The sequence below is a fragment of the Saccharibacillus kuerlensis DSM 22868 genome (assembly GCF_000378145.1).
GTDB classification, from domain to species: domain Bacteria; phylum Bacillota; class Bacilli; order Paenibacillales; family Paenibacillaceae; genus Saccharibacillus; species Saccharibacillus kuerlensis.
The window spans coordinates 148441-161814 of record NZ_KB899284.1; the positions used below are offsets into that span (position 1 = coordinate 148441).

The 13374-nt window shown below is 54.3% G+C and carries 8 protein-coding genes; 7 read left to right on the forward strand and 1 reads right to left on the reverse strand.

Translation table 11 applies throughout. The features are described 5' to 3' along the window. Positions 1–135 precede the first annotated feature (135 nt). The 7 genes from F456_RS0110900 to F456_RS0110925 all read left to right on the forward strand — a co-directional run bounded on the left by F456_RS0110900 (position 136) and on the right by F456_RS0110925 (position 12106). On the forward strand, positions 136–3060 hold the full coding sequence (locus F456_RS0110900) for a glycoside hydrolase family 3 C-terminal domain-containing protein (protein ID WP_018977062.1): 2925 nt from the start codon (positions 136–138) through the stop codon (positions 3058–3060). A gap of 258 nt (positions 3061–3318) precedes the next feature. Next, positions 3319–3498 carry a DUF1272 domain-containing protein gene (locus F456_RS24000; RefSeq protein ID WP_342342023.1) on the forward strand — a complete coding sequence of 60 codons (180 nt, stop codon included), beginning with the start codon at positions 3319–3321 and terminating at the stop codon, positions 3496–3498. Positions 3499–3529: 31 nt separating this feature from the next. Beyond that, a complete protein-coding gene (locus F456_RS0110905; RefSeq protein ID WP_018977063.1) occupies positions 3530–4129 on the forward strand; it encodes a GNAT family N-acetyltransferase in 600 nt (199 codons plus the stop codon). Positions 4130–4581: 452 nt separating this feature from the next. Beyond that, a complete protein-coding gene (locus F456_RS0110910; RefSeq protein ID WP_018977064.1) occupies positions 4582–6288 on the forward strand; it encodes a protein adenylyltransferase SelO in 1707 nt (568 codons plus the stop codon). A 257-nt stretch (positions 6289–6545) separates the two neighbouring features. Further along, on the forward strand, positions 6546–8942 hold the full coding sequence (locus F456_RS0110915) for a GH36-type glycosyl hydrolase domain-containing protein (RefSeq protein WP_018977065.1): 2397 nt from the start codon (positions 6546–6548) through the stop codon (positions 8940–8942). Between the two features lie 255 nt (positions 8943–9197). Further along, on the forward strand, positions 9198–10976 hold the full coding sequence (locus F456_RS0110920; RefSeq protein WP_157060066.1) for a sensor histidine kinase: 1779 nt from the start codon (positions 9198–9200) through the stop codon (positions 10974–10976). After that, the gene (locus F456_RS0110925; protein ID WP_018977067.1) at positions 10973–12106 is read left to right on the forward strand and encodes a response regulator; all 1134 of its coding nucleotides are present in this window, start codon (positions 10973–10975) and stop codon (positions 12104–12106) included. The genes F456_RS0110920 and F456_RS0110925 overlap by 4 nt, the downstream gene beginning before the upstream one ends. 357 nt (positions 12107–12463) lie before the next feature. Here the strand turns inward: F456_RS0110925 and F456_RS0110930 are convergent, their stop codons facing one another. Then, a complete protein-coding gene (locus F456_RS0110930; RefSeq protein WP_018977068.1) occupies positions 12464–13309 on the reverse strand; it encodes a TrmB family transcriptional regulator in 846 nt (281 codons plus the stop codon). Between the last annotated feature and the right edge of the window lie 65 nt (positions 13310–13374).

Sequence of the window (13374 nt, forward strand, 5' to 3'; positions counted from 1 at the left end):
TTTTTTGTGTTCTTATTAATAAAAAAGAACAATTCCCGAATCTCGCATGAAAACGCCTCCAATTGTTCGGGTAGTGCCGGGCCGCCGACTTATCATAAAATGAAGATAAGAAAGCGCATTCGAAGGAGGACCACCATGTCTATCGAAACCAACTACCCGTTTCAAGATACATCGCTCCCGCTTGAGGAGAGAGTAAACGACCTTGTCTCCCGCTTCACGCTGGAGGAAAAAGTCGACCTGATGATCCAATACCAGACTGCCGTCGAGCGTCTTGGCGTAAAAGCTTATAAGCACGGTACCGAAGCCGCACACGGCATGGCTTGGCTGGGTGAAGCAACCGGTTATCCGCAGCCGATCGGCTTGTCGAGCATTTGGGACGAAGACCTGCTCAAAGAAATCGGCAGCGCAATCGGCGACGAAGCGCGCGGTTTCTACAAACGCAATCCGGAAATCAACGGACTGACGCTGTGGGCGCCAACTGTCGATATGGAACGCGACCCTCGTTGGGGACGGACCGAAGAAGCATACGGCGAAGATCCGATTCTGGCCGGTAAACTGGCTTCTGCGCTCGTGCAGGGCATTCAAGGTGATCATCCGACGGTTCTGAAAGCGGTTGCCACCCTGAAGCACTTTATCGCTAACAATAACGAAGTGGGCCGCGGCGACGCTTCGGTCAGCATCGACCCACGCAACATGCGCGAATATTATCTCAAAGCATTCGAAATTCCATTCAAAGAAGGCGGCGCGCAGTCAATGATGACGTCGTACAACGCCGTCAACGGCGTTCCGGCCAACCTGAATCCGGACGTTAACGGGATCGTCAAAGGCGAGTGGGGCATGGACGGATTCGTAGTCAGCGATGCGTTCGACGTATCCGGCACGGTGCGCGATCACGGCTATCTGGAGTCGCATACGGAAGCGGTTGCCCGCTCCGTCAAGGAAGGCGGCATCGACAGTTTGACCGACGACGGCGAGCTGATGAAGTCTTCGCTGCGCGAAGCGCTCAAAGACGGACAGATTACGGAAGAGGATCTCGACGTGGCACTGCGCAATACGTTCCGAGTACGTTTCCGTCTGGGCGAGTTCGAACCGGAGGAGAGCAACCCGTACGCGTCCATCAACGAATCCGTCATTATGAAAAAGGAGCATGCCGAACTGGCTCGCATCGCTGCACGCAAAGCGGTCGTACTGCTCAAGAACGACAAGAAGACGCTGCCGCTGCAGGCGGACAAGCTGAACAAAGTTGCCGTCATCGGACCGCTTGGCGGAACCGTCTACCGCGACTGGTACAGCGGCGAACTGCCGTACGCGATCACGCCGCTGGCTGGTATTCAGGAGAAACTGGACGGCGCAGGCCAAGGCGGACAAACGCAGTTTGCCGGCGGAACGGATCGGATCAAGCTGAAGTCGAAAAAGAACGGCAAATACGTATCGGTACAGGCCGGCGAAGAGTCGCCGCTTGCGGCTTCGGCCGACTCGGCGGACGACGCGTCCGTGTTCGAACTGACCGATTGGGGCTGGGATAACGCAACGCTGATTGCCGAACAAAACGGTCTGTATCTGACTACCGACGATCGGATCGTGAAGGCATCGGCGAACCGCATCTGGGAATGGTTTACGAAAGAAGTGTTCCTTGTTCGTCCGGAAAATGGCGGCACCGGTACTGCAGGCGATCATTCGTCTGTCACGTTCTCGACGTGGAAAGATACGCCGGTCACGGTAGGCGAGAATGGTGAACTGCTGTCGGGCGACGGTCGTGGTGAAGAAACGTCGAACGAGATCGATGCTGGCGGTACATCGGCGTTGGGCGGATCTGCGGTAGAAGTGCAGGCCGATGCTTTTGAAGTGGAAAAAGTAACGGACAAATTTGAAGCGGCCCGTATCGCTGCTCGCAATGCGGAAGTCGCAGTTGTCTTCGTCGGCAACCATCCGCTGATCAACGGCAAGGAAACAGTTGACCGTCCGGACATCACACTGCCGGAATCGCAGGAGCAGCTGATCAAAGAAGTGATGGCCGTTAATCCGAATACGATTGTGGTGGTCATCGGCAGCTACCCATACGCTCTCAACTGGGTGAACGACAATGTGCCTGCGGTACTGTACTCCACCCATGCCGGTCAGGAAGTCGGCCGTGCAATCGCGGACGTGCTGTTCGGCGAAGAAAACCCGGCAGGACGTCTGAGTATGACCTGGTACAAATCGGTCGACCAGCTGCCGGAATTTATGGATTACGACATTATCCAAGGCAATCGTACGTATCGGTATTTCGAAGGCGATGTACTGTATCCGTTCGGCTACGGATTGTCGTACACGACGTTCTCTTATGACAGTCTGAAGCTGGATCAACCGAGCGTTGAAGGATCGGAAGACGCGCGGATCGGTCTGACCGTTACGGTAAGCAATACGGGCGAGCTGGACGGCGATGAAGTCGTGCAGATCTATGGTCGTGTGGAACAGTCCCGTGTGAAGCGTCCGTCTAAGCAGCTGCTGGCTTTCCGCCGCGTTAAGCTGGCTGCGGGCGAATCCAAGCAGATATCGTTCAGCATTAAGCTTGCGGAACTGGCGGTATGGGACGTCACCCGGGAGCGTTTCGTCATCGAAAATGCCCAGTACACACTGCTGGCCGGTCCTTCATCGGAAGAGCTGCCGGTAAGTGCGGCGCTTGAAGTATCCGGTGAGACGATCCCACCACGCGATCTGACGCAGCCAACGAAAGCGATCAACTACGACGCTTATGACGGAGTCATCCTCGGCGAATGCCATGAAGGCGGCAGCGCGATCGAAGTGACCGGAGATGCCGGATGGATCGCGTTCAAAGACGCCGAGTTTGGCGCCGGTGCGGAATCCTTGACGATCCGCACTGCAAGCGCAGGCGGCGGCACCGTTGATGTTCGCCTGGGCAGTCCGGAAGGTCAGCTTGTCGGAACGGCTTCTATTGAAGTGGGCGGCGTTCAGCAGTGGAACGACGTCAGCGTTTCGCTGAACGGTGTGAGTGGACGTGAGGACGTATATCTTGTTCTGAACGGTAAATTGGCAGTCAGCAGCATTCGTTTTGCTTAAGAAACTGCTTGCAGGGTCATAGCAATAAGATTCCTTATCGAAAGAGAGTCTTCATCATGCAGAGAAACCAGCTTTCCGGATAGCGGAGAGCTGGTTTTTTGCAGTTCCGATTAATTTCCTGCTGAATGCTTTGCATCGGTGAGTTTTTACCATTTAATTATACTGGTCAATCCTCTTTAAAAAAGCTGTGTGTTCTCAGCTGCAATTCAACTAAAATGAGGTAAATTCAATTTAGGGGGAGTTTTAATGGGATTAGAAATGAAAAAAAGATGCGAAAGATGCCTAGAAAGCGTAGAATTAGAAGCTTATATTTGCGTTCATGAATGTACGTTCTGCCACAATTGTACGACGCAGATGTCTTACGTTTGTCCAAACTGCAACGGGGAACTTGTAAAAAGGCCAAGACCAAAGGGAGCATCTCCAATCCATTCATCATAATAAAATCTGAAAAGACAGAAAAGAGGTACAGATGGCAGAGAATGAGACCGGCGAGTATGCCAAGCATCCAACCCCCACTATCGAAATCGTCCGTTTTGAAGCAGAGCATATTCCTTACATCAACGACATGAACGAGGCTTTTCCGATCTTCGGACGGCTTGTGCCAAGATTGGAGGAAGGAGTCTGGTCACACAAGGAAGAGCTGTTTGGCAGTACGCAAATTAGCAGCTTCCCCGACGACCGTCTTGAGTGGAACGAGTATATCGGCAGCGATCAAAAAATTATTTTCCTCGCCTTTTATGGAGCAAAATGTGTGGGACAGGTTCGAATCGTCCGAGACTGGACAAATTACGCCTATATCGAGAATTTAGCTGTGCGCGGCTCGCATCGCGGAAGAGGTGTGAGCGCTGGGCTGATGCTGCAGGCGGAACGTTGGGCACGGAAGCAGGAACTGCACGGGATTTCGCTGGAAGCGCAGGACGATAATCTTGCTGCGTGCCGATTTTATCTCAAACAGGGCATGAAACTCGGAGGCGTCGACACGCTGAAGCAGGCGGCCAATCCAGAGATCGAAGCTACGTTGTATTTTTACAAGCTTTTTGAAATGACTGAAGAATTGCAAGTGGATTAGGGAGTTGAAGAAGTTGATGAAAGGGCATGGCATGAAAAAAAGAGCTTGTTCGGCGATCTACCGATGCAGGGCAGGGGCTGATAAGCTGCATAAAGTACAACAATATCGATTGAAAAAGGTTTGCTGGAGAACTGTTGTTGTATAACATACAACATTCTGCTCGATAAATGGCTGGATACAAGGAAAAGCAGCCGAAAATGCTGTATAAACTACAGCTTAGGCGTGCAACCATACCTTTTGTACGGAAAAAGGTTGTAAAAACTGCAAAATTGGGAATCCGAGATGATCAGTAGATTTCCTTCCATATTGTGATTGTGTGTAACCTCTTTATCAAGCTGAACAGAGACGATTCAGCTTGTCCCAACTCTCGTTCGTTATCCACGAAACTGGAAATAAGATCCATTCCCCTTTACTTTAAGGGAGAATAATAAATCCAACAAGGAGGCTTTCCCATGACGAACCTTTCCAATACCCGGTCCGCCGGATGGAATTTCGATAACAGCTACGCCCGACTGCCGCAGCAGTTCTACAGCTCTCTGCCGCCTGTGCCGGTGCGCGAACCAAAAGCGGTCGTCTTGAACGATCAGTTGGCGGCCGAGCTCGGGCTTGATCCGAAATGGCTGCACAGCGAAGAAGCCGCGCGCGTCTTTGCAGGCAATGAAGTGCCGGAAGGCTCGGAGCCGCTGGCTCAAGCCTATGCGGGACACCAATTTGGCGGCTTCACCCGCCTCGGTGACGGCCGCGCGATTCTGCTTGGGGAACAGCTGACGCCGGACGGACGCCGTGTCGATATCCAGCTCAAAGGCTCGGGACGCACGCCATTTTCCCGCGGGGGAGACGGCCGTGCGGCACTCGGTCCGATGCTGCGTGAGTACATCATCAGCGAAGCGATGCATGGACTGGGCATTCCGACGACCCGCAGTCTCGCTGTTGCGAGCACAGGAACGACAGTCCGGCGCGAAGAATCGCTGCCAGGCGCTGTGTTGACCCGCGTCGCTTCCAGCCATCTGCGCGTCGGGACGTTCCAGTATGCGCAGCAGTGGAGTGATCCCGAAGCGGTCCGTACGTTGGCGGACTACGCGATAGAGCGTCATTACCCGGAGCTTCTGCAGATCGAAAAAGAAGGTTCGAACGGAGCAGAAGGAAACGCGGGCGCAGGCGAAGAAGGACGCTACGCGATGTTCCTGCGGAGCGTTATGGAACGTCAAGCTTCGCTGGTCGCAAAATGGATGCTGGTCGGCTTTATTCATGGCGTTATGAATACGGATAACATGACAATCAGCGGCGAGAGCATCGATTACGGCCCCTGCGCTTTCATGGATGTCTATGACCCGGCGACCGTCTTCAGCTCCATCGACAGGGGAGGACGCTACGCTTACGGCAACCAGCCGCCGATTGCGCTGTGGAATCTCACGCGTTTGGCGGAAACGCTGGTTCCTTTGCTGCACGAGGAGCAGGAGCGGGCTATAGAGATTGCCCAAGGCATTCTCGGAGGCTTTGAACGCCTGTATCTCGGCATCTGGTTTGACGGCATGCGCGAGAAGCTCGGCTTATCGGGTCGGGAAGAAGATGATGAAAAACTGATTGCCGATCTGCTGGATCTGATGAAAGCCTTCCGCGCGGATTATACCAATACATTTGTGGGACTGACTTTCGATGCGCCTACAGCGGCGGGAAGCGGCAGTGCGGCTGAAGCGGGGCAGGCTGCGCAAAAGCCAAGCGGCGGTGATGCCGGCAACGCCGAGCTGGATTATGCCGAGATCGATAGCACAGAGAGAAGCGGAGCTAACAATGACGCTGCTGCAGACGCAGCATCCGGCGGCGCTTTCCGTCCAACTTCATTCCCGGGTGCCGACGCTCTGCTGTCCAGCGGTGAATACCGCGTCTGGCGCAGCCGCTGGCAGGAGCGTCTTAGCCGGCAAAGCGGTTCTGCCGCCGAAGTCCGCGAACGGATGCTGAGTCATAATCCAGCCGTTATCCCGCGCAACCATCGGGTGGAAGAAGCGCTGGCCGCCGCTTCGGAGAACGATGATTACGAGCCGCTGCATCGATTGTTGGCCGTGCTGGCGAAGCCTTACGCGCACACTGCAGATCAAGCGGAATACGCGCAGCTTCCACCGGAAGCGGGCGGCCGCTATCAGACGTTCTGCGGAACATAAGCAGAATTGGATTCACACGTATTCAAGCATCTATGCAAGCGCCTATTCAACGCTGCCGGCAGCAAATTTGAACCAAAGAAGAGCGCGCACAAGTTCCTTTTCGGTGCGCTCTTCTTCTTTTTTATGGTTTCCGGCTTTTTTTCTTCTTCAACTGGACTATAATAGACTCGACGATTGCCGCCGCGGCCTTTCTTTTCCGAAAGCGTTTACGTAAACGAGACCGCCGAGGCCAATACTTTCTGAAAAGGGGTTAAAGGATGATTAGACCGACCGAAGACCAGCAGTATTATGAACTGACCAGCCCTACGGCACTGCCAAAAGCATCCGGGTTTCTCTGGAACGAGAAGATGATGATCCATATGAACTGCCGAGGTTATGCTGTCGCCCAGTTTATGCAGCCCGAGCCGGCCAAATACTCGCATGCGCCGAACCTGGAAGCCAAAACGTTTATGCAGCCCGAACAGCCGTATTACGCGCATCACCCCGGCCGATTTCTTTTTATAAAAGACGAGGAGAGCGGTTACATATTTTCTGCACCTTATGAGCCCACCCGTCAGCTGCCGGATAAATACGTCTTTGCTGCGGGCAAGCACGACATTGTCTGGACGATCGAGCATTGGAATCTTCGGATCGAGATGAGATTGACTCTGCCGAGGACCGATACAGCCGAGCTGTGGAGCATCAAGGTGAAGAATACGGGCGGACGTAAACGGAAGATCAGCATTTATCCTTACTTCAGCGTTGGTTATATGTCGTGGATGAATCAGTCCGGCGAATACGTTCCGGGTCTGGGCGCTATCGTATGTTCATCGGTCACGCCGTATCAGAAGGTACAGGATTATCCGAAGATCAGGGACCTGAAGGACAAGACCTATCTGCTGGCAGAAAAGAAACCGGATGCGTGGGAAGTCAGCCAGGAGGCGTTTGAAGGCGAAGGCGGCATTATGCGTCCGTCTGCGCTGGAAAACGGTATGCTATCCTGCGGTGATGCTCGTTATGAAATGCCGGCTGCCGTCATGCAGTACCGGATTCAGCCGGAAGCGGGCGAGGAATTGGAGTACCGGTTCGTATTTGGGCCGGCGAAGGACGAAGCGGAAATCGAGGATGTGCGGGACCGGTACTTTGGCTGGGAACAGGAGAGTGCTTCGCCTTCAATCGAAGACGGTTTCGCTGAAGCGGCTCGTGATTATGCGGATTATGTTGCCGAAGGTCGGGGCTGCCTGACCATCCATACACCGGATAAGGATCTGGACAATTTCGTTAATCAGTGGCTGCCGCGGCAGATGTATTACCACGGCGTGACCAATAGGCTGTCCACCGATCCGCAGACGCGCAACTATTTGCAGGATCATATGGGGATGAGCTACATCGATCCGCGGAGCACCCGAAACGCTTTCCTGACCGCACTGTCGCAGCAGCGGCCTGACGGCTCTATGCCGGACGGTATCGTGCTGTACGAAGGTGCAGAACTGAAATACATCAATCAGGTGCCGCATACCGATCACTGCGTCTGGCTGCCGGTCTGCCTGAGCACGTATCTCGATGAGACCAACGATTACGACCTCCTGAATGAGGAAGTGCCGTACGCGGGCGGAGAAAAGACAGGAACCGTATTCGAGCATATCGATCTGGCCGTCAAATGGCTGATCGGCGACCGGGATGACCGCGGGCTCAATTACATCAACCAGGGCGACTGGTGCGATCCGATGAATATGGTCGGCTACAAAGGCCGCGGCGTGTCCGGCTGGTTGACGATTGCGACGGCTTATTCCGCCATCGTCTGGGCAAATATTTGCGAACACAGCGGACGTACGGAAGAAGCGGAGGATTATCGTCAGCAGGCGGAAGAGATCAATGGTGCGGTCAACCGTCATCTGTGGGACGGCGACTGGTATGCCCGCGGCATTACGGACGACGGCGTGCCGTTCGGGATCAGCGCGGACGAAGAAGGGCGCATCTTCATCAATCCTCAAGGCTGGTCGCTGCTAAGCGGCGCGGCGGATGCCGGGAAGCAGAGCAAGCTGATTCGTGCAGTTGCGGAACAGCTGGAGAGTCCTTATGGCGTGGAAAAATTGGCTCCTTCGTATACGGCGATGCGCGAAGACGTTGGCCGTGTGACCCAAAAGCATCCGGGATCTGCGGAAAACGGCGCGGTATACAATCATGCGGCGGCATTCTACATTTATGCGCTGTACGCGGTCGGCGAGAAAGAGAACGCCTACCGGCTGCTGCGCAAAATGCTGCCCGGCAAAGACGAAGCGGATATCCGGCAGCGCGGTCAGCTTCCGGTGTTCATCCCGAATTATTATCGCGGCGCTTATCGGCAGTTTCCGCGCACGGCGGGACGTTCCAGCCATCTGTTCAATACGGGTACGGTACCTTGGGTGTACCGCTGTCTGATCGACGGATTGTTCGGTGTGCAGGGTACGCCGGACGGCCTGCGGATCGCACCGCAGCTGCCGGCCGAGTGGAACGAAGCTTCGGCTGTTCGCACATTCCGCGGTGCAGAGTTCCGGATTAGGATCAAGCGCGAAGAAGGCGTAAGCGCAACCGAAGTATATGTCGGCGGAAACGGCGAGCAGATCGAGGGAGGTATTGTCCGCAATGTGCAGGCCGGAGAAACTTACGAAGTCACGGTGAAGCTGCCTCTGTAAGAATAGATCTATGTTCGAATGTGACTGCCTTTGATATATTTCAGCACGCAACCGGAAGTCATTTCTCGTGAAGTTTTTGAGTTTTTAAGCAAACAGAACTTTTTCAACATCCTGGCTCCTTTCCGTGCGGAAGGAGCTTTTCGTGTTTCCAAGCGAGTTATTTTTCGGAAATATCGTGTGATTTTTCCGGGCGTGCCGTATGATAAAAGCCATAAAGAAAATTTAAAATCCAATCTGGCACGGAGGCTGCATCTTATGCACTACGACGTTTATTTGGCTGTTCTGCTGCTGGCGGCCACCTGCTGTTCGCTAACGATGGTCATGCTGTCTTGGCAGCGCAGGGAGTTTCCGATCGCGGTCAGCTATGGACTCAGTATGCTGGCCAGTTCCTTTTATACGTTCGGTTATGCATTCGAGCTGCTTGCCGACAATCTGGACGATATCTGCTTCTGGCTGCGTTTCCAATATATCGGTATCGCGTTCGGCCCTTCGCTGTGGATCATGATGGTCATGCAGTATACGAGTTATGTCGATCGCCTGCGCGTCAAACTTGTTCTTCCGCTGCTGATTGTGCCGTTAATTACGCTTATCTCGCATTATACGAATCCGTGGACAGGCTGGTTTTACACGTCCATGTCAATCGTGCAGGAAAAAGGATTTGTATTGGCCGTTATGGAAAAAGGACCGCTGTACAAGCTGCATGTTGTCTATAATTACACGTTGATCGCAGCCGGTATGCTTATGCTCATACAGATGCTGATCCGGACCAAACGGAGCGGCCGCAAACCGATTGTACTGATGATTGCCGGATCGCTTGTCGCCTATACCGTTACACTCGTGCATGTTGCGGGGCTTCTTCCCATCCCACTGGATCTTTCTCCATTTGGTCTTGTCATTGCCGGTGTTTTTTACCTATGGGGAATCTATCAGTTCAACATGCTCAGGCTGGCTCCGCTTGCGCTGCGCCGCGTATTCGCGTCCATGCAGGATGCGGTGCTGCTGTTCGGTCCCGACGACCGGTTGATCGGTTTCAATCCTTCGGCGCAGCGAATGTTTTCAAAGCTCGGCGGGCGTCAGATCGGTTTGTCCCCGGAACAGGTGCTGGCCGAAATACCGGGCTTGTCTGCCGGCATACAGACGGGAGCATCAGCATTCAGGCGCAGAATCCAAGCCGGCGCAGACGATCATTACGAGGTCCGTTTCTCCACGCTGTGTGATCGGCTGCAGCGGCCTGTCGGCAGTATGGTGCTGCTGACGGATATCGGAGAGGCGGTCCGATCCGAACGGAGAATTCTTGCGGATGCCGAGAAGTTGAGCCAATTGAACGCGTTCAAGGACAAAATGTTTCAGGTCGTGGCCCACGATCTGCGGGATCCGCTGGCGGTACTGGTCAATCTGGCTGAACTGTTGGAGGAAGAAAGCGCGGAAAGGGGCAGCGGAGGCGAGGTTGCGGAAGAGATGGGGCGGCAGATTCGCAATACGTTCGTACTTGTTGAGAGTCTGCTGGATTGGCTGCGCAGTCAGGGCGGCGGTATGGCGTTTCATCCGGCTGAGCGGGATTTGCGGCGTACGGTAGAGCGGCATTTCGAGATGCTGCTGCATCGGAGCGGCAGCAAACATTTGACGCTGTGTTCATCGGTTCCGCCGGGTACACTTGTTTATGCGGACAAAGAAATGCTGGATCTGGTGCTGCGCAATTTGCTGTCCAATGCAATCAAATTTACCAAAGAAGGGGGGACCATCGAAATTGGCGCGCAGATCGAGCCGGATCGCTGTGTCGTATCGGTTCGCGATACAGGCTCGGGCATTTCGCCGGCGCAGGCTGCCGGACTGCTTCGAGAGACCACGTATCCGGTATCCGAGATGGGAACCGCCGGTGAACGGGGAATAGGACTTGGACTTTCCTTGTGCCGTTCTTTCCTGCGGCTGAATGGGGGGGACATTTGGTTCGAAAGCGAGCAGGATCTTGGAAGTACGTTTTATTTCTCGCTTCCCGTCTCGCCTTCGACCGAACATGAAGGAGGAAAGCCATGAAAGTCATTCTGATCGATGACGAGCCGGCTATGCATCTAGTCGTGAAAAGAATGCTGTCGAAGCTTGCGAACGTTGAAGTGACGGCTGTCTTTTCCGATACCGCTTCAGCTTACGCTTATTTGCAAACGCATGAAGCGGACCTGATTCTGCTGGATATCGGTATGCCTAAGGAGAACGGTCTTGAATTTGCTGCAAGGCTGCGTGCCGAAGACCGGCAGATCCGCTTGGTGTTCCTCACTTCGCACAAAGAATATGCGCTGGAAGCTTTCGACGTCTATGCATTCGATTATCTGGTCAAGCCTGTGGTACGCGAAAAGCTGCATCGAACCGTACTTCGCATCTTGTCCGAGCTTACCGAGCCTGTGCAGCTGCCTGCAGACCCTGCACCTGCCGGCTTAACGATTCGGGTGCTCGGCGGTATCGAAATTCGCGGAGAGCAAGAAGCTCGTGCCAAATGGAAATCCCGCAAAAGCGCCGAATTGTTCGCCTATTTGCTGCTGCAGCAAGGCCGATATTGTTCCCGGGACCGTCTCATTGACGATCTGTTCGGAAGCATGCCGCAGAAGAACGCCGAAACGTATCTGAATACAACCGCGTATCAGCTGCGCAAACTGCTTGAAGGCTTCGGACGCAAAGGCATGTTGGTGTCTGACAATCAGCACTACGCGCTGGAGATCGGAGCAGGCGACGAAGTCGATCTGCTGAATTTTGAAAACGGCTGCCGGGAAGTACTGGCGCCTACTGCAAAGTTCGACCTGCAGCGGGCGCTGGACGTGGAGAAGCTGTATGCGGGACCGCTGTTCGGTGAGCGTGATTTTGTCTGGGCTTCGGCAGAAAGGGAACGTGTGGATCAGCTGTATGCATCATTCGGACGCAAGCTGTGTGAGGAGCTTCTGCAGCGGGGGAACGCTCTTGCGGCCGCCGAATTGTCAGGCAGGCTGATTGAGCGCAATGATCTGGACGAGACGCCAAGATTGCTGCTGCTGGAAGCGCTGGCGATGCAGAAGAATCGTTCGGGACTGGCACGCCAATACAAGGATTATACGCAAACGCTTCGGCAGGAACTGGGGGTCGATCCTTCGCCGGAATTGAAGGACCGTTACCGGGAGCTGATGGAAAGCCTGCTCTAAAATAAAGCTCTGAAGTGCCGGGTTGATAATAAAAGCCAACGGGGCCGCTCAGCACTTTTTTGTCATTATCTTGTCATTGACCTTGGATATACTTATCTGGCAGGCAGTAAATTCATGTGAATTCATATCACTTTATTCCATAAGGGGTCGACTTGGCGCCGTGTGGACACCCTTAACTTGGCATTCGTATCACTGAACAGACGCAGCGCCATTCCCCGTTTGACCTCACCGTATCAAAATATGCGCTTCATCTCAGTTCACCGCTTGTTCAATCTCACCGCATGCAAAACCACCCGTCATCCCAAGGATGACGGGTGGTTTTTTGTCCGAAAAAGTGATGAGAACGAGCCCGGCTTATCACTGCCCGCCCAATCCTAGCCGCGTTGCTATGCTGTATCCGTTTGGCCCAGCGTTGTAGCGCTTGCGCAGTTCGATCAGGTTCGGGCCGAATGTCGCTTCCAGCGTCTCGCGGTGCGCCTGCATCAGTTCGTAGATGTACAAGTCGTGCACGATCACTTCAGTAATCGGTATGACCAGGCCCGGGTGCATCGTCCAGGCCGCGCGGCTGTCCGCGCCCAGCGAGACGATACCAGCAACGACTTCGCGATCGTCGGCGCTGACGACAATCCAGCGGCCGCCATATTCCTGCGTGATCTCCTCGCTCGAATCGTGCGGATACACCTGCGCGAAATCGAAATCCAGCTCCCCGTAGACGACGAGCAGAACGTCCAGCCCGCGCGCTGCCGCAGCTCGAAGTTCTTTTTCCAGCAGCAGAGCTTCTTCCGGCCAGATCTCCAGCAGCACCCGCGTATCGGCGCGTCTGATCGTGTCAGCCGCCCGCTCGAGAATAGCATCGGTACCCGTGATGTTCCATATATTTTCCCGGTTGGACGAGACGAATGAATACTGCTCCAGCGCCATCTCCGCCGCTTTGAGCGAAGCTTCAGAACGACGCTTTTTTAAGCGGACCAATTCCTGCGGCGGCAGCGGCGTATACAGCGAAGGTTCTTCATGGCTGACTAACACTTCGCCGCGTTCGACGAGTCCGCTAAGTACCTCGTAAATTTTGGAGCGGGGCACGCCCGATTCGAGCGAAACGGCGTAGCCCGACAGCGGAGATTTATTCAGCAGCGCAAGGTAGGCCCTGGCTTCATATTCGGTAAAATTCAGATCCTGCAGCAGTTTGACAATCTCGGGTTTCATACACGAACCTCCTAACGTCTCGTTACGTAAGACTTTACCCGATGGCGCGGCCTTCGCTCCATTAT

Excerpts from the sequence above, each read along its gene's own strand:
- F456_RS0110900 (WP_018977062.1), top strand. The coding sequence starts at position 136 with ATGTCTATCGAAACCAACTACCCGTTTCAAGATACATCGCTCCCGCTT.
- F456_RS24000 (WP_342342023.1), top strand. The coding sequence starts at position 3,319 with ATGAAAAAAAGATGCGAAAGATGCCTAGAAAGCGTAGAATTAGAAGCT.
- F456_RS0110905 (WP_018977063.1), top strand. The coding sequence starts at position 3,530 with ATGGCAGAGAATGAGACCGGCGAGTATGCCAAGCATCCAACCCCCACT.
- F456_RS0110910 (WP_018977064.1), top strand. The coding sequence starts at position 4,582 with ATGACGAACCTTTCCAATACCCGGTCCGCCGGATGGAATTTCGATAAC.
- F456_RS0110915 (WP_018977065.1), top strand. The coding sequence starts at position 6,546 with ATGATTAGACCGACCGAAGACCAGCAGTATTATGAACTGACCAGCCCT.
- F456_RS0110920 (WP_157060066.1), top strand. The coding sequence starts at position 9,198 with ATGCACTACGACGTTTATTTGGCTGTTCTGCTGCTGGCGGCCACCTGC.
- F456_RS0110925 (WP_018977067.1), top strand. The coding sequence starts at position 10,973 with ATGAAAGTCATTCTGATCGATGACGAGCCGGCTATGCATCTAGTCGTG.
- F456_RS0110930 (WP_018977068.1), bottom strand. The coding sequence starts at position 13,309 with ATGAAACCCGAGATTGTCAAACTGCTGCAGGATCTGAATTTTACCGAA.